The organism is Streptomyces sp. GLSS-08 (assembly GCF_056387915.1).
The window spans coordinates 18072-43656 of the sequence record NZ_JBWJAQ010000034.1 but is presented as its reverse complement, the minus strand read 5'-3'; the positions used below and the strand labels follow the sequence as shown (position 1 = coordinate 43656).

The 25585-nt window shown below is 72.3% G+C and carries 26 protein-coding genes and 3 pseudogenes; 11 read left to right on the top strand and 18 right to left on the bottom strand.

The annotated features are described in order from the left end of the window. The first annotated feature begins 117 nt into the window (after positions 1-117). Positions 118-1692 carry an apolipoprotein N-acyltransferase gene (gene lnt / locus AC0ZLC_RS33225; protein WP_476755651.1) on the top strand — a complete coding sequence of 525 codons (1575 nt, stop codon included), beginning with the start codon at positions 118-120 and terminating at the stop codon, positions 1690-1692. On the opposite strand, the gene AC0ZLC_RS33220 is transcribed toward lnt, so the two are convergent. Beyond that, a complete protein-coding gene (locus AC0ZLC_RS33220) occupies positions 1616-2521 on the bottom strand; it encodes a Gfo/Idh/MocA family protein (protein WP_476755650.1) in 906 nt (301 codons plus the stop codon). The genes lnt and AC0ZLC_RS33220 overlap by 77 nt on opposite strands. Before the next feature lie 29 nt (positions 2522-2550). After that, entirely contained in the window at positions 2551-3768 is a 1218-nt protein-coding gene (locus AC0ZLC_RS33215) for an FAD-dependent oxidoreductase (RefSeq protein WP_476755649.1), read from the bottom strand. A 123-nt stretch (positions 3769-3891) separates the two neighbouring features. Between AC0ZLC_RS33215 and AC0ZLC_RS33210 the strand changes: the two genes are divergently transcribed. Continuing rightward, on the top strand, positions 3892-4482 hold the full coding sequence (locus tag AC0ZLC_RS33210; RefSeq protein ID WP_476755648.1) for a TetR/AcrR family transcriptional regulator: 591 nt from the start codon (positions 3892-3894) through the stop codon (positions 4480-4482). Between the two features lie 938 nt (positions 4483-5420). Here the strand turns inward: AC0ZLC_RS33210 and AC0ZLC_RS33205 are convergent. From AC0ZLC_RS33205 to AC0ZLC_RS33175, 7 genes and pseudogenes are all read right to left on the bottom strand, one after another. Continuing rightward, positions 5421-5939: pseudogene (locus AC0ZLC_RS33205) on the bottom strand (hypothetical protein); the annotation flags it as partial. Between the two features lie 143 nt (positions 5940-6082). Beyond that, positions 6083-6766 carry a uracil-DNA glycosylase gene (gene ung / locus AC0ZLC_RS33200; protein ID WP_476755647.1) on the bottom strand — a complete coding sequence of 228 codons (684 nt, stop codon included), beginning with the start codon at positions 6764-6766 and terminating at the stop codon, positions 6083-6085. Between the two features lie 103 nt (positions 6767-6869). Beyond that, positions 6870-8453: an ABC transporter substrate-binding protein gene (locus tag AC0ZLC_RS33195; RefSeq protein WP_476755646.1), complete on the bottom strand. Its 1584-nt coding sequence runs from the start codon at positions 8451-8453 to the stop codon at positions 6870-6872. A gap of 187 nt (positions 8454-8640) precedes the next feature. Further along, on the bottom strand, positions 8641-9402 hold the full coding sequence (locus AC0ZLC_RS33190) for an SDR family oxidoreductase (RefSeq protein WP_476755645.1): 762 nt from the start codon (positions 9400-9402) through the stop codon (positions 8641-8643). A 17-nt stretch (positions 9403-9419) separates the two neighbouring features. Next, positions 9420-10181: a 3-oxoacyl-ACP reductase FabG gene (gene fabG, locus AC0ZLC_RS33185; RefSeq protein WP_476755644.1), complete on the bottom strand. Its 762-nt coding sequence runs from the start codon at positions 10179-10181 to the stop codon at positions 9420-9422. Positions 10182-10387: 206 nt separating this feature from the next. Further along, entirely contained in the window at positions 10388-10771 is a 384-nt protein-coding gene (locus AC0ZLC_RS33180; protein WP_476755643.1) for a DUF3037 domain-containing protein, read from the bottom strand. Further along, on the bottom strand, positions 10768-11523 hold the full coding sequence (locus AC0ZLC_RS33175) for a HipA family kinase (protein ID WP_476755642.1): 756 nt from the start codon (positions 11521-11523) through the stop codon (positions 10768-10770). The genes AC0ZLC_RS33180 and AC0ZLC_RS33175 overlap by 4 nt, the downstream gene beginning before the upstream one ends. A gap of 160 nt (positions 11524-11683) precedes the next feature. Between AC0ZLC_RS33175 and AC0ZLC_RS33170 the strand changes: the two genes are divergently transcribed. Beyond that, the gene (locus AC0ZLC_RS33170; protein ID WP_476755641.1) at positions 11684-12154 is read left to right on the top strand and encodes a Rieske (2Fe-2S) protein; all 471 of its coding nucleotides are present in this window, start codon (positions 11684-11686) and stop codon (positions 12152-12154) included. 35 nt (positions 12155-12189) lie between these two features. Here AC0ZLC_RS33170 and AC0ZLC_RS33165 read toward each other — a convergent pair whose 3' ends face one another. After that, complete coding sequence (locus AC0ZLC_RS33165) at positions 12190-12840, bottom strand: cysteine hydrolase family protein (protein ID WP_476755640.1); 651 nt, start codon at positions 12838-12840, stop codon at positions 12190-12192. A 135-nt stretch (positions 12841-12975) separates the two neighbouring features. Here AC0ZLC_RS33165 and AC0ZLC_RS33160 point away from each other — a divergent pair, with 135 nt between their 5' ends. Next, positions 12976-13443: a pyridoxamine 5'-phosphate oxidase family protein gene (locus AC0ZLC_RS33160; RefSeq protein WP_476755639.1), complete on the top strand. Its 468-nt coding sequence runs from the start codon at positions 12976-12978 to the stop codon at positions 13441-13443. Between the two features lie 31 nt (positions 13444-13474). Here the strand turns inward: AC0ZLC_RS33160 and AC0ZLC_RS33155 are convergent, their stop codons facing one another. Continuing rightward, complete coding sequence (locus tag AC0ZLC_RS33155) at positions 13475-14380, bottom strand: LysR family transcriptional regulator (protein WP_476755638.1); 906 nt, start codon at positions 14378-14380, stop codon at positions 13475-13477. Between the two features lie 74 nt (positions 14381-14454). Between AC0ZLC_RS33155 and AC0ZLC_RS33150 the strand changes: the two genes are divergently transcribed. Beyond that, positions 14455-15420, top strand: coding sequence for a DMT family transporter (locus AC0ZLC_RS33150; RefSeq protein WP_476755637.1), 966 nt, complete (start codon positions 14455-14457; stop codon positions 15418-15420). A gap of 12 nt (positions 15421-15432) precedes the next feature. Here AC0ZLC_RS33150 and AC0ZLC_RS33145 read toward each other — a convergent pair whose 3' ends face one another. After that, the gene (locus tag AC0ZLC_RS33145; protein ID WP_476755636.1) at positions 15433-16764 is read right to left on the bottom strand and encodes an aminotransferase class I/II-fold pyridoxal phosphate-dependent enzyme; all 1332 of its coding nucleotides are present in this window, start codon (positions 16762-16764) and stop codon (positions 15433-15435) included. Between the two features lie 36 nt (positions 16765-16800). On the opposite strand from AC0ZLC_RS33145, the gene AC0ZLC_RS33140 reads away from it, so the two are divergent. Continuing rightward, on the top strand, positions 16801-17490 hold the full coding sequence (locus tag AC0ZLC_RS33140; protein ID WP_476755635.1) for a pyridoxamine 5'-phosphate oxidase family protein: 690 nt from the start codon (positions 16801-16803) through the stop codon (positions 17488-17490). Positions 17491-17828: 338 nt separating this feature from the next. On the opposite strand, the pseudogene AC0ZLC_RS33135 reads toward AC0ZLC_RS33140, so the two are convergent. The 3 genes and pseudogenes from AC0ZLC_RS33135 to AC0ZLC_RS33125 all read right to left on the bottom strand — a co-directional run. Next, positions 17829-18282, bottom strand: a pseudogene (locus AC0ZLC_RS33135) (EamA family transporter); the annotation flags it as partial. A gap of 153 nt (positions 18283-18435) precedes the next feature. Further along, positions 18436-19446 (bottom strand): EamA family transporter, encoded by a 1011-nt coding sequence (locus AC0ZLC_RS33130; protein ID WP_476755634.1) that lies wholly within the window; start codon positions 19444-19446, stop codon positions 18436-18438. A 118-nt stretch (positions 19447-19564) separates the two neighbouring features. After that, the gene (locus tag AC0ZLC_RS33125) at positions 19565-19720 is read right to left on the bottom strand and encodes a hypothetical protein (RefSeq protein ID WP_476755633.1); all 156 of its coding nucleotides are present in this window, start codon (positions 19718-19720) and stop codon (positions 19565-19567) included. A 147-nt stretch (positions 19721-19867) separates the two neighbouring features. On the opposite strand from AC0ZLC_RS33125, the gene AC0ZLC_RS33120 reads away from it, so the two are divergent. After that, positions 19868-20296: a type II toxin-antitoxin system Rv0910 family toxin gene (locus tag AC0ZLC_RS33120; protein WP_476755632.1), complete on the top strand. Its 429-nt coding sequence runs from the start codon at positions 19868-19870 to the stop codon at positions 20294-20296. 160 nt (positions 20297-20456) lie between these two features. On the opposite strand, the gene AC0ZLC_RS33115 is transcribed toward AC0ZLC_RS33120, so the two are convergent. Then, positions 20457-21095, bottom strand: coding sequence for a PadR family transcriptional regulator (locus AC0ZLC_RS33115; RefSeq protein WP_476755631.1), 639 nt, complete (start codon positions 21093-21095; stop codon positions 20457-20459). Between the two features lie 142 nt (positions 21096-21237). On the opposite strand from AC0ZLC_RS33115, the gene AC0ZLC_RS33110 reads away from it, so the two are divergent. The 3 genes and pseudogenes from AC0ZLC_RS33110 (at position 21238) to AC0ZLC_RS33100 (ending at position 22865) form a co-directional block, all read left to right on the top strand. Then, entirely contained in the window at positions 21238-21660 is a 423-nt protein-coding gene (locus tag AC0ZLC_RS33110; protein WP_476755630.1) for a DUF6193 family natural product biosynthesis protein, read from the top strand. A 187-nt stretch (positions 21661-21847) separates the two neighbouring features. Further along, positions 21848-22039, top strand: a pseudogene (locus AC0ZLC_RS33105) (hypothetical protein); the annotation flags it as partial. Between the two features lie 10 nt (positions 22040-22049). Further along, positions 22050-22865, top strand: coding sequence for a PhzF family phenazine biosynthesis protein (locus AC0ZLC_RS33100; protein ID WP_476755629.1), 816 nt, complete (start codon positions 22050-22052; stop codon positions 22863-22865). Positions 22866-22898: 33 nt separating this feature from the next. Here AC0ZLC_RS33100 and AC0ZLC_RS33095 read toward each other — a convergent pair whose 3' ends face one another. Beyond that, on the bottom strand, positions 22899-23927 hold the full coding sequence (locus AC0ZLC_RS33095; protein WP_476755628.1) for an NADP-dependent oxidoreductase: 1029 nt from the start codon (positions 23925-23927) through the stop codon (positions 22899-22901). 113 nt (positions 23928-24040) lie between these two features. Here AC0ZLC_RS33095 and AC0ZLC_RS33090 point away from each other — a divergent pair, with 113 nt between their 5' ends. Next, positions 24041-24625, top strand: coding sequence for a TetR/AcrR family transcriptional regulator (locus AC0ZLC_RS33090; RefSeq protein ID WP_476755627.1), 585 nt, complete (start codon positions 24041-24043; stop codon positions 24623-24625). Between the two features lie 134 nt (positions 24626-24759). Here the strand turns inward: AC0ZLC_RS33090 and AC0ZLC_RS33085 are convergent, their stop codons facing one another. Next, entirely contained in the window at positions 24760-25560 is an 801-nt protein-coding gene (locus AC0ZLC_RS33085) for a CPBP family intramembrane glutamic endopeptidase (RefSeq protein ID WP_476755658.1), read from the bottom strand. Positions 25561-25585 lie beyond the last annotated feature (25 nt).

Below are 25585 nucleotides of genomic sequence, written 5' to 3'. Positions count from 1 at the left end.
GCACCGAGGCACCGACCTGCGCGAACACCCGGGAGCCGAGCCGTCGGCACCTGAGCTGTCTGAGATCTCTTCCGCTGGGCAGACTGGGGAGGCACGCACCGGGGAGAGGGAGACCGTATGAGCATGACCGGTGACCGGCTCGCCTCCCGCCGGTGGCGCGGCGCCGCGGCTCTCCTGGCCGGCGCGCTGCCCATGTTCGCGTTCCCGGCGCCGTCCCTGTGGTGGTTCGCCTACGTCGCCCTGGTGCCGTGGATCCTGCTGATCCGTTCGGCACCCACCGGCAGGCGGGCGGCGTACGACGGCTGGCTCGGCGGGCTCGGTTTCATGCTGGCCGTGCACCACTGGCTGCTGCCGAGCCTGCATGTGTTCACGGTCGTCATAGCGGCGTTGCTCGGTGCGTTGTGGGCGCCGTGGGGCTGGCTGGTGCGCCGGTTCCTGACCGGGGTGCCCACGCCCGGCCGGCTGGTGGGTGCGCTCCTCGTGCTGCCGTCGGGCTGGCTGATGGTCGAACTGGTCCGGTCCTGGCAGGGGTTGGGCGGCCCGTGGGGGCTGCTCGGTTCGAGCCAGTGGCAGGTGGAGCCCGCGCTGCGACTCGCCTCGGTGGGCGGGGTCTGGCTGCTGAGTTTTTTGGTGGTGGCGCTCAACGTCGCGGTCGCCGTGCTCGTCTCGGTGCGCGAGTCGCGGATCCCCGCCCTGGCCGGACTGCTGGCCACGGTGGCCGCGGCGTCCGCCGCCTGGGTGTGGTCGCCGCGTCCCGACGCGGACGGCGGTGTCCGGATCGCCGTGGTCCAGCCCGGCGTCGTCGACGGTGCCGACAGCGGCGAGAAGCGTTTCGCCCGCGAGGAGGCACTCACCCGGCGGCTCGCGGGCCGGAAGCCGGATCTGATCGTCTGGGGCGAGAGCAGCGTCGGCTTCGACCTGGCCGACCGCCCCGACCTGGCCGGCCGGCTCACCGCCCTGTCCCGGCTCACCGGCGCCGACATCCTGGTGAACGTGGACGCCCGGCGCTCCGATCGCCCCGGCATATACAAGAGTTCCGTCCTCGTCGGTCCCGAGGGCCCGACGGGCGACCGGTACGACAAGATGCGGCTCGTGCCCTTCGGTGAGTACATACCGGCGCGCTCGCTGCTCGGCTGGGCCACCTCCGTCGGCAAGGCGGCGGGCGAGGACCGCCGCAACGGCAGCGAGCAGGTGGTGATGAACGTCGGGCACGGGCTGCGCGTGGGCCCCATGGTGTGCTTCGAGTCGGCGTTCCCCGACATGAGCCGCCGGCTCACCGAGGACGGCGCCGAGGTGCTGGTCGCGCAGTCGTCGACGTCGTCGTTCCAGCACAGCTGGGCGCCCGCACAGCATGCCTCGCTGGCGGCGCTGCGGGCCGCCGAGACCGGCCGCCCCATGCTGCACGCCACACTCACCGGTGTCTCCGCCGTCTACGGGCCGAGCGGCGAGCGGGTCGGTCCCCGGCTCGGCACCGGTACCAGCGGTTCGGCGGTCTACGAGGTGCCGCCGGCCCGTGGCGTCACGCCGTACGTCCGTTTCGGCGACTGGCCGGTGCACACGGCCCTGTTGGTGCTGGCCGCGCTCGGCGTGACCGAGTGCCTGAGGTCTCCGCGGCTCAGGCGGACGGCTCCTCGACCGCACGTACGACCCGCTCGCACAGTTCATGGGTCGCCAGCGCGTCCCGGGCACTGAGCACCTTTCCCGCCCGTACGGCGTCGAGGAAGGTGAGCACCACCTGCTCGATGCCGCGCTGCCGGGCCACCGGCACCCAGTCCCCGCGCCGCCGCACCGTCGGCTGTCCCTTGTGGTCGATGACCTCGGCGAGGTTGACCACCTGCCGCTTGGTGTCCTGACCCGAGATCTCGAGGATCTCCTCGGTGGATCCGCTCAGCCGGTTCATGACGCCGAGCGCCGTGAAGCCGTCGCCGGCGAGCTGGAGCACGACGTGGTGGAGCAGGCCGGCCTCGGACCGGGACCGTACGGTGACGTCGTCGACCGGACCCGGCACCAGGAACCGCAGCGTGTCCACGACGTGGATGAAGTCGTCGAGGATCATCGTGCGGGGCGCCTCGGCCAGTCCCACCCGGTTCTTCTGGAGCAGGATCAGCTCCCGCGGATGCTCGAGGCACTGCGCGTAGCCGGGTGCGTGGCGGCGGTTGAAGCCCACGGCGAGACTCACGTCGCGTTCCTCGGCGAGCCGCACCAGGCGCTCGGACTCGGCGAGTTCGTAGGCGAGCGGCTTGTCGACGTACGTCGGTACGCCCGCTTCCAGGAGCCGCGTCACGATTTCGGGATGAGCGACGGTCGCCGCGTGCACGAAGGCCGCGTCCAGGTCCTGGGCGAGGAGCTCCGACAGGTCGGTGTGCCGCTGCGCGGCCGGGAGACGGAGGCCGTCCCCGATCTCGGCGAGCGTCGCGGGCGTGCGCGTCTGCAGGTGCAGCTCGATCCCGGGTTGGGTGGACAGCACCGGCAGATACGCCTTGCGTGCGATGTCACCGAGTCCGATGCAGCCGACCTTCACGGGAGTCTCCTCGACGAGTGCGGGCGATGTCAGGGAGTCCGCTCGGGGCTCCGTACCTCGCCGGAAGCATACGGCCGCCCGGGCGGCCGCCAGTCGGCGATGCCGTCGAAGCCGCGCAGGAACAGTCCCGGTCCCACCTGGGAGAGGACGGTGATCGCGGTGTCGCGCACGACGGCACCGGCGCGGCTGCGCATCATGTTCAGCCGGGCGATCCGGACGGCCTGGCGGGCGATGGCGGTGGTACGGGGCCTGCGGTCCGCGGTGTACGCGGCGAGGCCGGACAGCTCCCGGCCGGCCCCGGGCGGACCGGCGTGGTGGGCGAGCACGACGGCGTCCTCGATGGCCTGGTTTCCGCCCTGGCCGAGGGTGGGCGGCATGGCGTGCGCTGCGTCGCCGAGCAGTGCGGTCCGGCCGAGGTGGAAGGCGGGCAGGGGGTCGGCGATGTGATGGACGTCGTGCCGCAGGACGTCGGCGGCACCGGCCGCGTCGATGACGGCGGGGACGGGGTCGTGCCAGTCGCCGAACCGGCGTCGCAGTTCCGCCTTCTCGTCGTCACGGGCGCGCTGTCCCGCCGGGGTCACGGCGGCGGCGTACGCGTAGATCCTGCCGTCCTTGAGCGGATGCGTGCCCCAGAGGCGTCCCGGTCCCCAGGTCTCGTGCGAGGCGAAGCGCAGGCCCGGTACCGCGATGACGACGCGCCAGGTGGTGAACCCGGAGTAGACGGGCCCGGGGTGCTGCGGGAAGAGCGCCCCGCGTACGGCGGAGTTGATGCCGTCGGCGGCCACCACCAGGTCGGCCTCCAGCTCGCCCTCCGCCGTGGCGACGCGGGCCGGACGGCCGGTGTCGCCGGGGTCGGCGAGGGTCGCGCGGGCCCCCGTCCGGATGCATCCGCCGGGGAGGCGGGCCGCGAGGCTGGTGATGAGACTGGCCCGGTGCAGCACCACGAGGGGGCCGCCGAAGCGCTCGGCCAGGGCGGTGGCGTCGACCCGGGAGATCCAGCGTCCACCGGGGTTGCGCAGACCTCCGTCACCCTGCCATGCGGCGAGATCGCGGATCTCGTCGCCGAGCCCGATGACGTCGAGGGCGCGCAGGGCGTTCGGCGCGAGGGAGATCCCGGCACCGAGCGGCGCCAGGGAGGAGGCCCGCTCCAGCACGGTGACCCGCCAGCCGCGCCGGTGCAGGGCCACCGCCGCGGTGAGGCCTCCGATGCCGCCCCCGACCACGACGGCGTGCGACGACCGTGCCATGACTCCACCTCACCCTTCTCCGCGGGATGCGGGAGCCGGCAGCCGGCCTCCCGCGTCACTACATCTGTAGTACCCGTAGGCTCGACGTTACTACAGATGTAGTGACGCGGGTAGGTTGTCCTCATGCCCGTACGCAGCACCGGCGCCTCCCGCACCGAACTCATCGCCGACACCGCGCTCGCCCTCCTCGCCGAGCGCGGCATGCGAGGCCTCACCCACCGGGCCGTCGACGAGGCGGCGGGGCTCCCGCAGGGCTCGACGTCCAACCAGGCGCGCACCCGGCTGGCGCTCCTGGAAGCCGCCGTCCGCAGACTGGCGGAACGCGAGGCGCAGGTCCTCCTGCCCGAGGATCTGCCCGACCCCCGGGGCGGTCTCGACGCGCTCGCCGACGGACTGGCCCTCGCGCTGCACCGGTACCTGACCCGTCACCACGAGCTGCTGATCGCCCGCTACGAACTGGCCCTGGAGGCCACCCGGCGCCCCGAGCTGCGGACGTTCTTCGACGCGGCAGGACAGCGCTTCCGCGATCCGCTGGCCGCGCTGGTCACCGCGGCCGGTTCACCGGCACCGGCGCGGCACGTGCTGTCGCTGGCGGCGTGGTGCGACGGGCTGATGTTCTCGTGCGTGGCGGGCGGGTTCCACGCCTCCGTGCCGACTGCCGACGAACTGCGGGACAGCCTGAGCGAGTTGCTGCACGGAATGCTGAGCGGCTGACCACGCCGGGCCGCTTGGACGCGGGCCCCGGAGGCCGTCGCCCGGGTACACCGGCCCAGGGACGACTGGCGCCTGGAGCACGGCCGCCCCGCGAAGTCCGGCCGGACAGGCCAAGGCTCCGCCTCGATGGCCGGATGGCCAGGCCGCGGGGAACCGCCCCGATGGCTCACCCATGTGGGGCATCCTCCGCCTGTCCGCTCCCCAAAGCGGCCAGGACCGACCAGAGTTGCTTGGATGCATCGAACGACGACCACCGCAACGCTTCTGGTCACTCTGGCCGTCTCGGCCCTGTCGGGTTGTATGACGGTTCAGCGACCTCCCGCTTCGGGCCCGCCACCCGCGCCGTCCCCGCCGTCGGCGGCCCGCTCCGACGGCGGCACCGCGCCGCGTGTCGTACAGGCCCCGGCCCGGGAGGCGCTGGAACCCGTCGGCCCGTCCCGGCACCCCTCGCCGGCCCCGGCGCCGCACCGGACGGCGGCTCCGGCGGCGCCACCTCCGGCCCCTCCCCGTCCACGGCACGAGAACCCGCCGCCGGAACGGCACCTGCCCGACGCCCCGGCCCTCGTTCCGCCCGGACCCCGGGGACACGCTAAGAACGCGGACATCTGCGCGCTCGGCAAGACGTACGGAGGCTGGGTACCGGACAGCCCGCAAGCGGTCATCTGCAAGGGCACGTACGGGCGTTGACGCCGAGGGGACGCGGCAGCGGGCACCCCGACGGCACGAAGGACGCCGGACACGACCGCAGAAGGGGCCGCCCGGCCTCCCCGGCGGCCGCCCCTGTCTCCCCAGGGAACCGCTGGAGCGCCCGGCTACGGCCGCCCCTGTCGCGGTGGCCTCGGGGTCTCCCCCGTCGGGCCGCCGCCGGGCGGGGACCCCGGAGCGGTTCCGGAGCCGGAACCGTGCCCGGGCCCCCGCGCAGGCCCGGCGCCCCATGAGGGGCCAGGGCCCGGCGCGGAGTCCCGGCGCTCCTGCGGCCCGCCTTCCTCACCCAGCTTCAGTTCGAGGCGGCCGATCGCCGCCCGCACCCCGTCCCCGTAGGGGTCGTCGCCTAGGGCCCCGACCGCGCTCCGGGCCCGGCGCAGATGACTGCGGGCGGCAGCGGAGCGGCCGAGCTTCACGTAGTCGGCGGCCAGGTTCAGATGAAGCGAGGGATAGAACGCCCGCACCTCGAGCGACCGGTGGTGCTCGGCGATCCGGCCGTCGGTGAGCTCCTCGGCCGCCGACAGGGCGCGCAGGTCCCAGGCCAGTTCGTCCGAGGGGTCGTCCTGCGTGTCCGCCATGTAGTGCGCCAGCGTGCAGCGGTGCAGCGGGTCGCCGTCCTCACCGATCTCCGCCCACAGGTTCATGAGACGGCCCCGGGCTTCTTCGCGATCACCGCCGTGGTGGAGCATGACGGCCTGTCCGATCCGGGTCATCATCGCGTCCGGTGCCGCCTGCTCCTGCTGCTCCGCCACCGCGTCCTCCAAGCTCGCCGCCCCTCTTCCACGACGCTAACCGCAGACACCGGCAATCACGGTCAGGCGGCTCCGGGCAGCGCTGCGCCAGGCCGGTGACGCCCGGGCCGGCTCCGCCGCGGGCACCTGCGGCCCCTCCCCCGTCAGCCGAGGTCCGGGATCCGCCAGTCGATCGGCTCGTGCCCCTGCGCGGCGACCGCCTCGTTGATCTGCGTGAAGGGGCGGGAGCCGAAGAACTTCTTCGCGGACAGCGGCGAGGGGTGGGCGCCCTTCACGACGATGTGCCGCTCCTCGTCGATCAGGGGGAGCTTCTTCTGCGCGTAGTTGCCCCAGAGCACGAAGACGGCCGGGTCGGGACGGTCGGCCACCGCACGGATCACGGCGTCCGTGAACTTCTCCCAGCCCTTGCCCTTGTGCGAGTTGGCCTCCCCGGCGCGCACGGTGAGCACCGCGTTGAGCAGCAGCACCCCCTGCTCGGCCCACGGCATCAGATAGCCGTTGTCCGGGATCGGGGTGCCGAGCTCCTCCTTCATCTCCTTGTAGATGTTGCGCAGCGAGGGCGGGGTCCGCACCCCGGGACGGACGGAGAAGCACAGTCCGTGCCCCTGGCCCTCGCCGTGGTAGGGATCCTGGCCCAGGATCAGCACCTTCACCCGCTCGTACGGCGTCGCGTCGAGCGCGGCGAAGACCTCCTCGCGCGGGGGATAGACGGGACCCTTGGCGCGCTCCTCCTCAACGAACTCGGTGAGTTCCTTGAAGTAGGGCTGCTGCAGCTGCTCGCCCAGGACGTCGCGCCAGGACTCGGGCAGCATGGCAATGTCGGTCACGTCAACTTCCTCCGATGTGCGGTCACTTCCAGGCCTCAGAACCTACAGGCGACCACTGACAATCGGCCCCGCCCCCGGTCCCGCGGCCCCCGCGGCGCCGCGGTCACCAGCTCGTCTTGCGGTGCAGCTCCCACATCGTCATGATCGTGGAGGGGTCCAGCGCCCGCTCCCCGCCCGCGATCTCCTCGCTCGCGGCCACGTACTGCTTGCCCTGCCACAGCGGCAGCAGGCGCGCGTCGTCCACCAGGATCTGCTGCGCCTCCTCGAACTCCTCGATCACGGCCCCGCGGTCGCTCTCGCGGCGGGACTCGGGCAGCAGCACCCCGGTGATCTCGGGCGACTCGTACGGCGTGCCGAGGGCGTTCTGCTCGCCCACGAAGGGCGCGATGAAGTTCTCGGCGTCCGGGAAGTCCGGGAACCAGCCGCGCCCGAAGACCGGGTACTCGCCCTTGCGGTAGCCCGCCTCGTACGTCTTCCAGGGGCGGCCCTTGACCCTTACGTCGAACAGGCCGGAGGCGTTGAGCTGGTTCTTCAGCTCCTCGAACTCCGGTGCCGTCTCGGAGCCGTAGCGGTCGGTGGTGTACCAGAGGGTGAGCGGGACCCGCTCGGTGATGCCGGCCTCGGAGAGGATCTTGCGGGCCTTGGACGTACTGGGCTCACCGAAGTCGTCGAAGAAGGCCGTGGTGTGTCCGACCAAACCCTTGGGAACCATGGAGTACAGCGGGTCTACGGTGTCCTTGTAGACCTTGTGCGCGATCGCCGGCCGGTCGACGATCTGGGCGATCGCCCTGCGGACCTCGGGCTTCTTGGCCCAGGGGTCCTTCGGATTGAACACCAGGTAGCTGATCTCGGTGCCCGAGCCCTCCACGAGCTGGAGACCTTCCTCCTTGGCCCGCTGCCGCTGGAGCGCCACGATGTCCTTGGACGCGAGACCGCGGAAGGTGACGTCGATCTCCTTGTCCCTGAGCGCCTGGAGCATATGGCCCGAGTCCTGGAAGTAGCGGATGGTGACCGCGTCGTTCTTGCGCTCGGCGAAGCCGTCGTAGTGGTCGTTCCTGACGAGCTGGGCCTCCTTGCCCTCCTCGTAGGACTGGAGGCTGTACGGCCCGGACCCGAAGACCTTGCCGTCCTTGCGCAGCGAGTCCGCGGGGTAGTCGTCGGGGTCGACGATCGACATGGCGGGCGTGGCCAGGACGAACGGGAAGGTGGCGTCCGGCTTGTTGAGGTGGAAGACGATCTCGCGGTCGCTCAGCGCCTGGACGCGCTCCAGGCTGCCCAGCAGGCCGGCCGGGCCGCCGTCCACGTTGATCTTCCGGATCCGGTCGATCGAGTGTTTGACCGCGCGCGCGTCGAGCTTGTCACCGTCGGAGAACTTCATGTTCTTGCGCAGCACGCACCGGTACACGCGGTTGGAGTCGTCGGTGAACCGGCAGCTCTCGGCGGCGTCGGGCTCCGGTGCGCTCGCCCCGGAGGGGTAGCTCAGGAGGGTCTGGTAGATGTTGCGGAACAGTTCCCAGGAACCGTCCCAGGAGGCGGCAGGATCCAGCGTGCTGGGCGCACTGGTGGTGCCCACGACGATCGGCCCCTTGTCGCTGGAGGAGTCCGTGGACAGGACTCCGCACCCGGTCACCAGGGATATGGACGTGACCGCCGCCAGCTGACGCAGACATCGGTTCCGATTGAACACGCGCACGCTCCTCGATCTGCCGTACCAAGGGTCGGCAGACGATACCGCAGTGCCCCGCCGGTGGAACCGCGTTCCGGCGGGGCACTTGATCAGCACGTTCGTGACTACGTTGTCATGCCTCTGTACGCGCCGTGGAGGTCGACGCGGGCGCCCCTTCTGCCAAGGGGCGCCCGCGTCGGCACGACCGTCAGGCGACTCCGGCGTTCAGGAAGATCCCGCCGTCGACGACGAGCGTCTGACCGGTGACCCAGTCCGACTGCGACGAGGTGAGGAACGCGGCGGCGCCGCCGATGTCGGACGGGACACCGAGCCGTGCGAGCGGGTAGGCGGCGGCCGCCTCCGCCTCCCGGCCCTCGTACAGGGCCTGCGCGAACTTGGTCTTCACGACGGCCGGGGCGATGGCGTTGACCCGCACCTTGGGCGCGAACTCGTGCGCCAGCTGCACGGTCAGGTTGATCATGGCGGCCTTGCTGATGCCGTACGCGCCGATGAACGGCGAGGGGGCGAGGCCCGCCACGGAGGCGATGTTGACGATCGCGCCGCCGTTCTGGCTCTGCCAGGCCTTCCAGGTCTGCTGGGCGAAGCCGAGGGCCGAGACGACGTTGGTCTCGAAGACCTTGCGCGCCACGTCGAGGTCCAGCTCCGCGATCGGCCCGAACACCGGGTTCGTACCGGCGTTGTTGACCAGGTAGTCGACGCGGCCGAAGGCCTCCATGGTGCGCTCGACGGCGACGGCCTGGTGTGCCTCGTCGTGCGCCTTGCCCGCGACGCCGATGGCGCGGTCCGAGCCGAGCGCCTCGACGGCTTCCTTCAGGGAGTCCTCGTTGCGGCCCGTGATGCACACGCGGTCACCGCGGGCGATCAGGGCCTCGGCGACGCCGTAGCCGATGCCGCGGCTGCCGCCGGTGATGAGCGCGACCTTGCCGGAGAGTTCGGGAGGTGTGGTCATGTCCGTGTCTCCCGGCTTCAGTTGAGGGGTCCGCCGGCGACGTACATGACCTGGCCGGAGACGAAGCCGGCCTCCTCGCCGGTGAAGAAGGCGATCGCGTTGGCGATGTCGTCCGGGCGGCCGACGCGCTGCACCGGGATCTGGGTGGCGGCGGCGGCCTGGAACTCCTCGAAGTCCATGCCCACCCGCGCGGCGGTCTGCGCGGTCATCTCGGTGACGATGAAGCCGGGGGCGACGGCGTTGGCGGTGACGCCGAACTTGCCGAGCTCCTTGGCGAGGGTCTTGGTGAAGCCCTGCAGACCGGCCTTGGCGGCGGAGTAGTTGACCTGCCCGCGGTTGCCGAGGGCGGAGGACGACGACAGGTTGACGATCCGGCCGAACTTGGCGTCCACCATGTGCTTCTGGCAGGCCTTGGACATCAGGAAGGCGCCCCGCAGGTGCACGTTCATGACGGTGTCCCAGTCGGACACGTCCATCTTGAACAGCAGGTTGTCGCGGAGCACGCCCGCGTTGTTCACCAGGATCGTCGGGGCTCCGAGCTCCGCGGCGATCCGCGCGACCGCGGCCTCGACCTGGGCCTCGTCGGAGACGTCGCAGCCGACGGCGATGGCTGTGCCACCGGCGGCGGTGATCTTCTCCACGGTGTCCTTGCACGCGGCTTCGTCGAGGTCGATCACGGCGACGGCACGGCCCTCGGCCGCCAGTCGTACGGCGGTCGCGGCCCCGATGCCGCGCGCGGCACCGGTGACCACGGCGACGCGCTGCTCAGTGGTGGACATTGCTGGTTCTCCTCGCCCTTGGAAAAGCCTGTCGTCATGCCTGTCTCGGCACCCTCGGCGCCCTTGCGGGGACCGCGGGAGTCCTGAGAGGCCTGCGGCTCACACGGTACGCCCGTCCGGTGAGCGACCGCTTAGTACCCTCAGCAGACGTGACGCTAGAAGCCCTGGCACGCGGTGTCAACGGCACACCGCCCGCATGTGATCCATTACCTCACCAGCAGCCCGAGCAACCGCTCCGCCTCGGCGCCGGGATCCGCTGTGAGGCCGGTGTGCACCGGCCCCGGCTGGACGACGGTGGAGCGCGGCGCGATCAGCCACCGAAAGCGCCGCCCGGCGTCGTCGTGGGCCGCCTGGCCTGCGGCTCTTCCTCCGGCGCAGACTCCCTCGACGGCACGCAGCGCGGCCCGCACACCGGCGGCGTCCGCCTCCGGGTCGAGAGCCCGCAGCTTGGCCTCGTCCAGATGGGTGCGGACGGTGACGAAGGATCTCGCACGGCAGTACACCAGCACGCCGGCGTTGAAGCACTCGCCGCGTTCGACCCGCGGCACCACCCGCAGCAGCGCGTACTCGAAGACGTCCCGCCCGTTCACTCGGCCCCCTCGATGCGCTCGTGGATGTCGGCGGCGCGGGCCAGGAGCGGCTCCGCGTAGGCGCGGCGCAGGGCGTCGGCCGAGTCGAAGCCGGGCTCGCCGGCCAGCCACGCCGCGGGGATCTCGGCGGTCACCTCGGCCAGCAGCTCCTCGGTGACGAGAGGGGCGAGCCGGGCCGCGGCGGAGGCGACGTCGGGGGCGAACGGGGCGAGGGCGTGGTCAAAGGCGTCGTACGGTTTCGCCGCCGAGGCCCGCGCGCCGGGCCAGTTGTGGTGCCAGATCATGGTGGCGCCGTGGTCGATGAGCCACAGCTGTCCCTGCCTCACCAGCAGGTTGGGGTTGCGCCAGCTGCGGTCGACGTTGTTGACCAGCGCGTCGAACCAGACGATCCGGCCGGCCTCCTCGGGGCTCACCTCGAAGGCGAGGGGGTCGAAACCGAGGGCGCGGGACAGGTAGTCCATGCCGAGGTTCAGGCCGCCGCTGGACTTGAGGAGTTCCTGCACCTCCTGGTCCGGTTCGCCGAGGCCCAGCACGGGGTCGAGGTCGATCGTGACGAGCCCGGGGACCCGCAGGCCGAGCCGGCGGGCCAGTCCCCCGCAGACGACCTCCGCGACGAGCGTCTTGCGGCCCTGCCCGGCACCGGTGAACTTCATGACGTACGTGCCGAGATCGTCGGCCTCGACGAGTCCCGGCAGCGAGCCGCCCTCACGCAGGGGCGTGATGTAGCGGGTCGCGATGACTTCCTTGAGCATCGTCCCAGGCTACTGGGGTGTTCCGGGCGGCCGGGGGCGCCGGGTGGGCGCCCCGCCGTGGTGTCCCGGCGGGGCGGGCGTCCGCCGGTCTGAACGGGGTGCCGGGGCGGCACGTACCCCTGGGTGGATGGAAGCCGTGTTCGTTGAAGGGAACGTCAGCATGACCAGCGAATCGCTTGAGCCCGCGCCCGTCCCCGGGCCGGCCCGCCGTACCGTCGTGTCGGCGGTCGGGGCGGCCGGGATCGCCGTCGCGCTGACCGCGTGCGGATCGCAGGACAAGGAGTCCGATTCCTCCCAGGTGCAGCCCGGCGGCAAGGACGGCGGCGGTGACGGTGCGGCCGCCGGGACCGTGCTGGCCAAGACCGCCGACATCCCCGAGGGCGGCGGCAAGGTCTTCGCGGACCAGGGCGTGGTGGTGACCCAGCCGACCGCGGGCACGTTCAAGGCGTTCTCCGCCAAGTGCACCCATCGCGGTTGCGCCGTGAAGGGCATCTCGGACGGCATCATCAACTGCCCGTGTCACGGGAGCCAGTTCTCCGCCGCCGACGGCAGCGTCAAGAAGGGCCCGGCGACCGAGCCGCTGGCCGCCGCCGAGATCTCCGTGGACGGCGACGCGATCAAGCTCGGCTGACCGGCGCGCGGCCGGTCGGGGGGCCGGCCGCGCGTTCAGGCCCGCGGCACGCGGCGGATCCGCCGGAAGCAGGCCAGCACGTCGTCAGTGGTGGTGAGGGTGGCGACCAGGGCGAGGGTGTGCCGGATCATCAGGGGGGTGTAGTCGGCGGGCACCCCCGCGATGGCGTCCGCGGGCACGACGGCCGTGTAGCCCCGGTTCACCGCGTCGAACACGGCGTTGGGAACGGCCACGTTGGCGGAGACACCGGTGACGACCAGGGTGCGGCAGCCCAGATTGCGCAGCAGCGGGTCGACGTCGGTGCCCGAGAGCGGCGACAGTCCGTGCAGCCGCCGTACGACGATGTCCTCCTCGGCCACCTCGACGGGCGGTGCGACGCGCACGGCCGTGGTGCCCGCGAGCTGCTGCACCGGCAGCCGTTCGGCCGCCCGGAAGATCCGGGCGTTGCGGCCCGCCCCCCGTCCGTCGGGCCGCCGTTCGGCGATCGCGTGGATCACCTGGACGCCGCCCTCGTGTGCGGCGGCGACCAGCCGGGCGACGTTCATGAGCGCTCCCGACGAGCGTGCGACCGCGGCGAGTTCGGGCAGCGCGCTGTCCGGGCCGACGACGCCCTGCTGGCACTCGACGGTGAGCAGCACGGTGGACGCGGGATCGAGGAGTTCGCTGAGCTGTTCGTACGACGGCATGGCTCCCCCTGGTCACGGACGGCCGGAGCGGGCGAGACTAACGACCATTGCGTGCGGACGGAAGACGCCTCATGCTGTGCTGACGCACCGTCAGTCTTCATATGCGGCGGGCACGTCCGGGAAGAAGGGGACCGCATGGCCGTCACTCAGCGCCGGGGCCGGAAGATCATGATGACGCCGGACGAACTGGACGAGTTCCTGACCGGCCGGCGCACCTGCCGTGTCGCCACGGTCTCGGCGGACGGCGCTCCGCACGTGAGCACCCTCTGGTTCGCCTGGGACGGCACCTCGCTCTGGCTGTACTCGATCACCCGCAGCAAGCGGTGGGCCGATCTGCGCCGGGACCCGCGCGTCGCCGTCGTCGTCGACACCGGTGAGGAGTACGGCGAACTGCGCGGCGCCGAGCTGTCCGGCACCGTCGAGTTCGTCGGCGAGGTGCCCCGCACGGGCGAGCCGTGCCCCGAACTGGCGGGCGTGGAGCGGCTGTTCGCGCGAAAGAACTTCGGCGTCGACGAACTTCCGCACGACGGCCGCCACGCCTGGATGCGGCTGACCCCCGACGCCGTCGCGTCCTGGGACTTCCGCAAACTGGCGTCCCTGTAGCCGGGATCCGCCGGCGTCCGGGGGCCGTCGGTCAGGAGGCGACGGCGCGGCCCGCCTCGCGGAGCGCCTCCACCGCGGCCCGGATCGAGGGGCGGCGGTCGGCGTCCGCCCGCCACACGACGTACACGTGCCGCCGCACCCGCTGCTTCACCGGAACCATGACGACCCCACTGGGCACGGGGTGCCGGCCGAGCAGGGGGGCGATGCAGACACCGAGGCCCGCGGCGACCAGGCCGAGCTGGGTGTGCGTCTCCGCGGCACGATGGCCGATGCGCGGCTCGACGCCTTTGGAGCGCAGGGTGAACATCAGCCACTCGTGACAGAACTCGCCCTGGCCCCAGGTGATCCACTCGTCCTCGGCGAACTCGCAGAGGTCCACCTCGGCGCGGCCGGCGAACCGGTGCCCGGCCGGGATCGCCACATCCGCGGGATCGTCGAGGACGGCCGCCTTGACCAGGCCGTCGGGCAGCGGCATCGGCTTGTTGTACCAGTCGAGCACCACGGCCAGATCGAGATCCCCCCGCACCACTTCGGCGACGCCGGCCTCCGGTTCCAGTTCGCACGAACGCACGCGCAGTCCGGGGTGGTCGCGCCGCAGGGCGGCCAGCGCGGCCGGGAACAGCCCGCGCGCGGCGGTCGGGAAGGCGGACAGCCGCAGCTCGCCCGCCACCTGGCCGCGCTGCGCCTCCAGGTCGGCCTGGGCGAGCTCGACCTGGGAGAGGATGCGCGCGGCGTGGTCGGCGAGCAGCCGTCCCGCGTCGGTGAGACGCACCCCCCGCCCGTTCTTGGCGAGCAGCCGCTGTCCCACCTCCCGCTCCAGCTTGGACATCTGCTGGGAGACCGCCGAGGTCGTGACGTGCAGCCCCTCGGCTGCGGCGCTGACCGAACCGTGCCGGGCCAGGGCGTCGAGGGTACGCAGGCGCTCCAGGTTCAACATGTAAGTGATGCTACGAGATATCGCTCGCAAAATCTCGCTTGTGCTACGAGATCGGCTGCCTCATCGTTACGTCCATGAGCAGCGTCACCAGCCGTCGAACCCCCGCCCCCGTGTCCGCCCCGCCCCGCCGCGCGGCCCTCGACTGGCGGCTCCGCTTCGGGGCCCTCTCCCTCGTCTGGGGCTTCAGCTTCCTTCTCATCAAGGTCGGCACCGAGGGGTACGCGCCCTTTCAGGTCACCTTCGGCCGGCTGCTGTTCGGGACCGCGGTGCTCGCGGCGGCGATGGCGGTGAAGCGGGAGCGGCTGCCGCGTGGCGCCCGCACGTGGGGCCATCTCACGGTCGCCGCCTTCCTGCTGAACGCGCTGCCGTTCTCGCTCTTCGCCTACGCGGAGCTGACGATCCCGTCCACGCTGGCGGGCATCTGCAACGCGACCTCGCCGCTGTGGGGCATGGCCCTGTCCATGGTGGCCCTCTCGGAGGACCGGCCGACCCGGGTCCGGGTGGCCGGCCTCGGCGTCGGCTTCCTGGGCGTACTGACGGTGCTCGGTGCCTGGCAGGGCTTCAGCGGCCTGGACGCCAGGGGCACCGCGATGGCGCTGGCCGCCTCACTCAGCTATCCCGTCGGCTGGATCTACCTCCGCCGCACCCTGGCCGGTACGGGCACCTCGCACCTGTCGATGACCGGCGCGCAGCTGCTCCTCGCCACCGTCCAACTGGCCTTCGTCACGCCGCTGTTCACCACGCTCCCCACCCGCTTCCCGCTGGTCCCGCTGCTCGCGATCGCCGCGCTGGGCGCGCTCGGCACAGGGTTCGCCGTGCTCATCCAGTACGGCCTGGTCGCCGAGGTCGGCCCGACGACGGCCCAGATGGTCACGTACTTCATCCCGGTCATCGCCACCGCCGCGGGTGTCGCCGTCCTGGGCGAGTCGCTGGCCTGGTCGACACCGGTCGGCGCGGTGATCGTCCTCGCCGGCGCCGCGCTCACTCAGGCCGGGCCGCGACGTGGAGGTGACCGCTCGCCGACGACGGCGCAGAGGTGACCTCCGGGGACTTCACACGTACCGGCGCTCCGGCGCGGGACCGACGGCGGAGGCGACGGCGTCCGCCACCGGCCCGATGTCCTCGGGGCCGAGCGGGGAGACCGTGATCCTGATGCCGGGCGGCGCGTTCATCCGGAAGCGGGCGCCGGGCGCGACCGCCCAGCCCGCGTGCAGCAGCCGCGCGACCGCGCCCGTCTCGTCCGGGACGGGCACCCACACGTTCATCCCGCTGCGTCCGTGCGCCGCGACACCGCGCTCCGCCAGCGCCCGGATCAGCGCGTCCCGGCGCCGCCCGTAGTCCGCCGCGACGGCCGCGGCGTCCACCGCACCGCAGGTCCACAGGTGCACCACGGCCCGCTGCAGCAGCAGGCTCACCCAGCCGGGCCCCAGCCGCAGCCGTCCGTGCACCCGGTCGGCCGTGACCTCGTCCCCGGTCAGGACGGCGAGCCGCAGGTCGGGACCGTAGGCCTTGGCCACGGAGCGGACGAGGGCCCAGTGGCGCGTCACGCCCGCCAGCGGGTGCAGCGGCAGGCCGACGATCCGGTGACCGTGGTCGTCCTCGACGAGCAGCGTCCGGGGATGCGCGCGAAGCACGGAGCGCAGGGCACGCGCACGGGTGGCGGTCACCGAGGCCCCGGTCGGATTCTGCGCCCGGCCGGTGACGATCAGGGCCCGCGCGCCGCCCTCCAGCGCGCGCCGCACGTCTTCGGGGACCGGACCCTCGTCGTCGACGCGTACCGGAACGGTGTGCAGCCCGAGCGCGGGCACCAGGTCCAGGAGGCTGCCCCAGCCCGGATCCTCGACGGCGACGGCGTCTCCGGGTTTCAGGTGGGCGGCCAGGACCCGTTCGATGGCGTCGAGCGAACCGGAGGTGACGACGACGGGCCCGTCCGGCACGCCGTCCGCGTCCAGTTCGGCGCGGGCCAGCCGTGCCAGGTCGGGGTCCACGGCGCCCTCGCCGTACATGACCGGCTCGCGGTCCGCCCGGGCGGTGGCCGCCGCGAACGCCTCGGTGAGGCCGGGCAGCAGAGCGGGATCGGGATTGCCGTCGGCCACGTTGCGCACGCCCGGCGGCACCCGGACGCCGATCCGCTCCCGTCCGGTGGTGGCGGGCCTGGCGCGCACGCGGCTGCCGCGGCGCCCCGCGGTCTCGATGACCCCGCGCTCGCGCAGCGTGCGGTAGGCGGCCGCGACGGTGTTGGGATTCACGCCGAGACCGGCCGCCAACTCCCGCATCGGCGGCAGCAGTTGCCCCGGCTCCAGATCGCCGGCACCCACCCCGCGCTCCACGCTCGCGGCGATCTCGGCTGCGCGGCGCCCTTCGATCCGATACTCTCCTAGCACAAAAGAGATTATGCACTAGTGCAATGGAGGCCGCAAATGTCGGAGACGAGCACCCAGCCAGGGACGGCGCAGTCCGCTGCCTACACCCCGACCGACCGCACCGTCCCGACCCGCTCCCGGGAGCGCGCGGCCTACGACCGGGAGTTGGTGCACTCGATACTCGACGAGGGCTACGTCTGCCATCTGGGCTTCGTCCGCGACGGTGCCCCCGTGGTGCTCCCGACCCTGTACGGGCGCGTCGGCGAACGGCTGTACCTGCACGGTTCGACGGGCTCGCGCCCGCTGCGGATGGCCGGCCAGGCGGACCCCGGGCTGCCGGTCTGTGTGACGGTCACGCACGTCGACGGTCTGGTCCTGGCCCGGTCCGCCTTCCACCACTCGATGAACTACCGCTCCGTGATGGTGCACGGCGTCGCCCAGCAGGTGACCGACCCCGACGAGAAGCGGGACGCCCTCGACGCGCTGATGGATCACGTGGTGCCCGGCCGCTCCCGCGACTCCCGGCCGGCCAACGCCAAGGAACAGGCCGCGACCGCCGTGATCCGCCTCGACCTGAACGAGGTCTCGGCGAAGCTGCGCACCGGCGGCCCGAACGACGAGCCCGAGGACCTGTCGCTCCCGCACTGGACCGGAGTGCTGCCCCTGGCGAAGGGCTACGGCACGCCGGTCCCCGCCGCCGACCTCGCCCCCGGCATCGGGCTGCCCGACTACCTGGCGGCCTTGTGACGTGGGGCCACCTGTGCGGCGTACGGGGTCGCGGGCGGCGGGGGTGAGACTCCTCCCGCGGCCGGACTGCCCCGGGACACGGGCAGGGGGCATGGCTCTCCCGGCCCGGGAGAGCTGCGGCCGCGGGTGACGGGCGCGGCGCTCTCCACGCACGCCGCCGACAGACTTCGGACACGGACGGGCGGGCACGCCTCCGGCGGGCGGGCTCCGGCCGGCGGGCTCCAACCGGCGGGCTCCAACCGGCGGGCCTCGGGCACAGACCGAACGGCCCGCACCCGGAGCTGCCGCACCCGCCGCCTCGCACGCCTGCGGTCCCCCGCAGGCCTCGAAGGTCCGGCTCAGACAGGCGCCGTCTCCTCCGCTCGCGCCGCGCGCGTGGCCGCTGCCGAGTCCCGCGCCTCGGCCACCGCCGGCCCCGCGACCGACCCGAGCATGACCAGCGTGCCGATCAGTGTCGCCGCCGTCAGGTGCTCACCCAGCAGACCGACCGCGAGGACCGCGGCGCTCACCGGTTCGAGGAGCATGATCACCGAGACGGTGGCCGACCGGACCACGGCCGTGCCGGCGAAGTACAGCGCGTACGCGAGCGCCGTCGGGATCGCGGCGATGTACACCAACAGGGCCGCGATGTGGGCGGGTTGCCCGGTGTGCGGGACCAGGCCCTCGGCCAGGGCGAAGGGCAGCAGGCACAGGGTCGTCACACCGAACGCCCCCACCGTCGTACCGGCCGCGTCCACCTCGCCATGACGGGCCCCACCAGCGCGTGAGCAGCGTCATCAGGGAGTAGCCGGTTCGCGTACGGCGGCCGTCGCGCGCGGACGCGGCGGACGCACCGCGAGCAGCAGGACGAGCCCGCCCGCACACCGCCAGAAGGACAGAGCGAACGGCCCCATTCAGGCGGCCGGAGGCGGAAGAACGCGTGCGTCCGAGTGCAGGATCAGCACCCTAGGCAGCCGTGCCGCGCGCGGACAACTCCCTTTCCTCGCCGCCCGCCCCGCCGGCGACGGGCCCGTCGGGTGTCTTCGCGGGCGCCGACGACTGCGCGATGAAGGCGCCCGCCAGCACCACCGCACCGCCGACGATCTGCGGCAGCGAGAGGTGCTCGCCGAGCAGGACCCAGGCGAGCACCGTCGCGATGACCGCCTCCAGGCACGCCACCACTCCGGCCACCTGCGGTGACAGCGTGCGCACGGAGACCACTCCGGTGACGTACGCGACGACGGTGGCGATCAGCACGATCCAGCCGAGCAGCAGCGCGGCGGCGACGGACGTGCCGTTCATGTCCGCGCTGCCGTCGAGCACCGACCAGTCCATGGTCCAGGGGCGGGCCACGGCGGTCAGGACGACGGTGCCGACCAGCAGCCCGTACGCGATGACGCCGAGCGGGTCGGGGGCCTCGGTGCCCGCGTCGCTCCCCTGGTCGGACAGGACGAAGTAGCCGACCTGGCAGCAGGCGGCGCCCAGCGCGAGCAGCAGCCCGAGCAGGTCGAAGCTCAGTCCCGCCCACACCTCGACGACGCACGCGAGACCGCCGACCGCGAGGACGACACCCAGGGCCGCGGCGCGCGTCACCGGCCGCCGCTGGACGAAGCGCACCCAGCCGAGCACCAGGGCGGGGGCGAGGTACTCGACGAGCAGCGCGACGCCCACGGGGATGCGGGAGATCGCGGCGAAGTAGCAGGCCTGGACACCCGCCACGGCGAGCAGCCCGTACCCCACGAGCAGGGCGGGGCGCTGCCGGACCAGGGCGCGATGGCGTACGGCGAGGGGCAGCATGACCAGGGCGGCGCCCGCGACCCTCAGCCACACCACGTGGAGCGGGTCGAGCCCCGCTTCGATCAGCGGCTTGGCCGCGACACCCGATCCGCCGAAGGCGACCGCGGACACGAGGGCGAGGCCGAGTCCGAAACCCCTGCCACGGTCAATTGCACTGCTCCGAGACGTACGCACCGGCACATGATGACAGGCACGGTCATGAGCGTCACCCCCTATGACACCTGTCTCATACGCTGGACCCGATGACGCGGACGCCGGGGTGGCGCGGTCGTGCCCGGCCGGGCCCCGAGAGCAGCCCTCAACGCCCGCTGCCCCCGACGCCCCGGGCACCCCAGACGCACTCCTCGCGCCCGGCGCCGACGTCGGTGCGCGACAGCAGCACCCGGGGGCGACGCCCGCGCCACGGACCGCCCTCGGAGGCGGCGGGCACCTCGGGGTCCCACTCCAGCGTCATGACGCGCGCCCCCTCCCGGAACAGGTCGGCGAGCAGCGCTCCGCACGTACTGACGGTTCATCAGTATTGAATGTTCGAGGCCCTGCGGCTACGTTCCGCGACACCGTCGCTGCGCCCGGCGCAGCGCCCGACGCGAAGGGTGGTCGCATGGCCGAGGTCAGCGCGGAGGCACGGATCGAGGCGCCCGCCGAGAAGGTCTGGGCGCGGCTCACGGACTTCTCGTCGTACGGGGAGTGGAACTCCACGCACACGAGCTTCCCCAAGGGCACCCCCCAAGTCCTGGCCGTCGGCGGCACGTTCGTGGAGAACATGAAGCTCATGGGCTTCCCGGCCGAGGTCGAGTGGACCGTCGAGGAGCTGGCACCGGCCCGCACGCTGGCCGTCCGGGGCGAGGGCCCCATGGCCGTCATCGTGGCCACCCGCTACACGCTGATCCCCGACGGAGACGCGACGACGGTCCGTATCGACGGTGCGTTCACCGGCGCCGCCGTCTCCTTGATGGCGGGCAGGCTCAAGGACTCGGCGACGGCCGCGCTGCACGAGTCACTGCGCAAACTGACCGGGCTGGTGACCTGAGGCGAGTACCGGCGTTCCCCGCCCGTCGGCGACCACGACGAACGGCGCCCCGTGGAGGAGTTCCACGGGGCGCCGCACCTGCCGGCCGGGGCGCGAAGACGTACGGCCGGAGAACCGCTCGTTTCGGCGTGCCCCCGCCGGGGTGCACCACCGCAGTCCGTCAGTCCTGGTCGGCGAGGATCAGGTACAGCTTCTTGCGGGCTTCGTTGATGACCGCGACCGCCTTGTCGCGCTGCTCCTTGCTGCCGGTCTTCCAGACCTGCCCGAACGCCTCCATGAGGCCGAAACCGGCCTGCCGGATCTCGCTCAGCGCTTCCCAGTCGACCCCGCGCCCGGCCTCTTCCCAGGGTGCGTCGGGACCCTCGCCGGCCGCGGAACGGCCGGCCTCGGTCAGTGCGAACAACTTCTTGCCGCCCTCGGTCTCGCTGGCGATCAGGCCCTCGTCCTCCAGCAGCTGAAGGGTGGGATAGACCGAGCCCGGGCTGGGCTTCCACGCCCCGCCGCTGCGCTCGGCGATCTCCTGGATCATCTCGTAGCCGTGCATGGGCCGGTCCTTGAGCAGGGCCAGGATCGACGCGCGTACGTCACCGCGCCGTGCCCTGCCCCGCGGACCGCCCCGGCCGCCCCGTCCACCCCAGGGACCGGGGCCGAAGCCCGGTCCGCCGAAGCCGGGACCACCGGGACCGAAGGGCCCGAAGGCCCCGCGCCGCCCCTCGAAGCCGCCCCGACCGTGATGGCCGGGCCCGCCGTGGTGTCCATGTCCGTGTTCGTGGCCGAATTCCTGTCCATGGGAACGCATCGCAATCACTCCATTCCATCGTTGATCGGTCGCGATGCTTCAACGATATATCGGAAAGTTTTACCTGACAAGCCTCTCCAGTTCGCCCGACGCCCGCCGAACGATCAGCGGAGGACGAGCAGCGGCTGGGATGATGGTCACCATGGACACGACGACGTCAGGCCGGGCTCTGGTCGAAGCGGGTTGGCAGAAAGTTCGCGACGACGGGCGCGTCCGTCCGGTGCTGCTCGAGGCGGCCTACGCCGAACCCCGCCTGCGGCAACTGTTCCCGTGGACCGGAATGGGAGAGCTGCACTTCAGCCGCTGCACAGAGTGGCAATGGACGTGGGACGTTCCCTTCATCCAGCCCGCGGCAGACGGCGGCTACTGGGTCTCCGGCCCCCTGCGCAGCGAGACCGTCGGGCCGGCCGCCACGGCGCAGGAGGCCATCGCGATGGTGGTCGAGCGCCTCCCTCCGAACTCCGGACCTGCTTTCGTCGGGACCTCGGAAGATCTCGCAGCCCACGAAGCCGCGGCCTTGTCCGCAGCCGCTGGGCCCCGGAACGCCGACCACCGCGCGAACTGATGCCCCAACCCCGGGGGCCAAGGTCCCAGCGACATGTCACCACTCAGACATCCCCGGGGTGACCGAACTTCGCTGACAACGGTCGACTTCACTGTCATAGGACAGCCCCCGTGCGAAGGGCCTCCCGGGCCGGCTCGTCAGCGACGCCGACGACAACAGGCGACCGCGCCGCGAACGGGGGACGCGTAGCCCCGACCCGGCCCCCGAGCAGCAGCGGGTCGAGGCGCCCGGCGGGCGCCGGCTGGAGGAGTACGCCGACGGCGGCTTCCTGGTGAGGGCCGACCCCGAGGGCAACGAGTTCCCCCGAGGACCGGCCGCCGCGCCGAACGGGCCGGCGCCGCCGGATTGGCCTTGGCCCGCGGCTCCGGGCGGGGACTAGCGTCACCGTCATGCGCATTCGAATCGTCGACGCCTTCACCGACCGCCCCTTCGCCGGCAACCCGGCCGGGGTCCTGCTCCTCGACGCCTTCCCGGACGACACCTGGCTCCAGGACGTCGCCCGCGAGGTCAACCTTGCCGAGACGGCGTTCGTCCACCGCCTGGCCGAGGGCGGCGACGCCGACTGGGCCCTGCGCTGGTTCACCCCCGTCACCGAGGTCGCGCTGTGCGGTCACGCCACCCTGGCCGCCGCGCACGTGCTGCACACCACGGGCGCCCACGCGGGACCGGTCCGCTTCGCGACCCGCAGCGGTGTGCTCATCGCGACGCCCCGGGAGGACGGTTCCCTGACCCTGGACTTCCCGACCGCCCCGCTCACCGCGGCCACAATCCCCGACGGCGTGGCCGAAGCCCTGGGCGCGGAGCCTCTCACCGCCTTCGACACGGGCCCCAACATCGGCGACCTGCTGATCGAACTCGCCGACGAGCAGACGGTCCTCGGTCTCACCCCGGACCACAGGGCCCTCGCGCGGTACTCGGAGCGCGGCATCATCGCCACCGCCCGCGCCGAAGACCCCTCCCAGGGCTACGACTTCGTCTCCCGCTGCTTCTTCCCCAATGTCGGCATCGACGAGGACCCGGTCACCGGCAGCGCCCACACGGCCCTCGCACCGTTCTGGTCCGCGCGTCTCGGCAGCCCCGACCTGACGGGCCTCCAGGCGTCACCCCGCTCGGGCCGCGTCCGCACCGAACTGCGCGGCGACCGCACCCTGCTCACCGGCCACGCGGTCACCGTCATCGACGGAGTTCTGTGCCCGGCGGAGTGAGGAGGTCCCGGGAGACACCGGCACATGTCGCCGCTATGAGCCGGCTCGCCCCTGAGCGACCGTGAGCACGATCTTGCCTCGGATGTGCCCTCGGGCGGCGCGCTCGTGCGCCGCCCCGGCATCCGCGAGCGGGAACGTGCTGTCCACGGCGACGCGAACCGTGCCCGCGTCGAGAAGGCGTCCCAGTTCGGCGAGCTGCGCGCCGTTCGAGCGGACCTGGGCGCTCGAGACGGTGACGCCCAGCTTCGCGGTCTCTTCCTCGTCGAAGTCCCCGGGAAGGACGGGGAACTGGGCTCCGCCACGCTTGAGCGTACGCAGGAAACGCCTGCTGTCGGGACCGCCCACGGTGTCCAGGACGAGGTCGACGTCGCGCACGAGTTCCTCGGGACGGCTTTTGGTGTAGTCGATGAACCGGTCGGCGCCCAGGTCGCGCAGGAACGCCTCATGTCCTCCCGAGGCCACCGCGATGACACGTGCGCCCCTCCACTTCGCCAGCTGCAACGCGAAGTGGCCCACGCCGCCCGCGGCGCCGTTGACGAGCACGGTCGTGCCGGCGTCGATCGATGTCGGACGGTGCCGGGTCCTCTGGAAGGGCGACGGGTGATCGTGTCCGGCCTCGATCAGGAACTGCCACGCGGTGAGCCCGGCCATGGGCGCCCCGGCGGCGTGCACGTGATCGATGCCGGACGGCTTGCGTGCCACATCCGACGCGGGCGCGGCCACGTACTCGGCGTAGGCGCTGCCGCCGAAGCCGGGAAAGCGGAGGAGACCGAAGACCTCGTCACCGACAGCGAGGCCGTCCACGTCCTCCGCGACGGCCTCGACGACGCCCGACACGTCCGTCCCCAAAATCACCGGCAGGCTGACCGTCGAGTCGGTCTCCCCGGGCATCCTGGTCAGCCCCCCGCGCAGGTACCAGTCCGGAGGGTTGACGCCGACCGCGTGAACGCGAACCAGCACCTCACCCCGCCCCGGTTCGGGGATCGGCACCTCGTCCTGCCGCAGAACCCCGGGACCACCGTGCTCATGGAGCCGGATCGCCCTCATCATGCGTGTCGGCATCGTCTTCTCCTGCCCGCAGCGCGGGATAGCCTTGTATCCGGATCAGCGCTCCACATAAGTGGACCACTGATCCGAATATATGGACCACTGATCCGGAAAGTCAAGAGGGACAGATGCGGGCCGACGCCAGGAAGAACCGCGACCACCTGCTCGCAGTAGCGGGCACCGCCATCACCGAGCAGGGCGTCGACGTGTCACTGCGCGACATCGCGCGCAGGGCCGACGTCGGGCTCGCGACGCTGCTGCGTCACTTCCCGACACGCGAGGCGCTCCTCGAGGCCCTGCTCCGCACGAACTTCGACGAGCTGACGGCAAGGGCGGGCGAGCTCGCGACGTCGGACTCGCCCGAGGACGCTCTCGTATCGTGGCTGCGCGACTGCGTCGGCTGGACGACCGAGTACCGGGGCGTGACCGAGCTGATGGCATCCGCCATCGAGGACACCGAGTCCGCACTCCACGCTTCCTGCGTCACCCTGCGGGCGGCCGGTGCGCAGCTCCTCACCCGAGCCCAGGCCGCGGGCACGGCGCGGACCGACATCGATGGCACCGATCTCTTCGCGCTGGTAGCGGCGCTCGCGTGGCTCAGCGATCAGCCCTCGCTCGCCCCCCGCTCCGCTCACCTCTTCGATGTCGTCGCGAGCGCGATCCTGACGCATCCGGCGAGCGGCGAGCTCAGGGGGACACCGCCCCCGGCGTAGCTGGGACGGCGCCGGCCACGATCACCCGGCGCACCTCGTACGGCGGCGGGCACACGGGGCGTACGAAACCACGTACGCCCCACGCCCAGGCACACCTGCTCCGGCCGCGCACCCAAGCCCGACGCCGGACGCACTCACGCGGTCGGCAGCCACCCCACCCTGCCCGCCAGCAGCGCGTATCCCACGAACGCCCCGATGTCGAGGAGCGAGTGGGCCACCACGAGCGGTCCGACCCGGCCCCAGCGCCGGTAGAGGTAGCCGAAGACCAGACCCATCGCCATGTTGCCGAGGAACCCGCCGACGCCCTGGTAGAGGTGGTACGAGCCGCGCAGCACCGCGCTCGCCACCAGTGCCGTGCCCGGGGTCCACCCCAACTGCCCGAGGCGGCGCAGCAGGTAGCCGACGACGATCACCTCTTCGAGGACCGCGTTCTGGAGGGCGGAGAGGATCAGCACCGGGTACTTCCACCACACCTCGGGCAGGGCCTCGGGCACCACCGTGAGGTTGAAGCCGAAGCCCCGGGCCGCCAGGTAGAAGGCGATGCCCGTACTGCCTATCACCGCCGCGATCGCCGTGCCGCGACCGAGGTCCGGCCAGGGACGCGTCCGGTCGAACCCGAGCGTGCGCAGCCCCTCCCCCTCGCGCAGCAGGAAGTGGGCCACCAGCGCCACCGGCACCAGCGCCGACGCGATGCCGAACAGCTGCCACGCCAGATCGAGCCACGGACGTCCCGGCGCGGCCGAGGCGTTCAGGGTGGCCGCCTGGTCCTTGAGGCCCCCCGGCTTGGTGACCGATCCGACGAAGCTGATCAGCGCGGAGACCCCGCTCGCGCCGAGCGAGAGCCCGAGGACCAGCAAGGTCTCGTCCCGGAGAATCCGTCGTGACAACCGCCTCTCGGGAAAGGAACCGGCCACCGCCCCTGCCTCCACCTGCAGTCACTCCTTCGGTTGAGCACTCCCG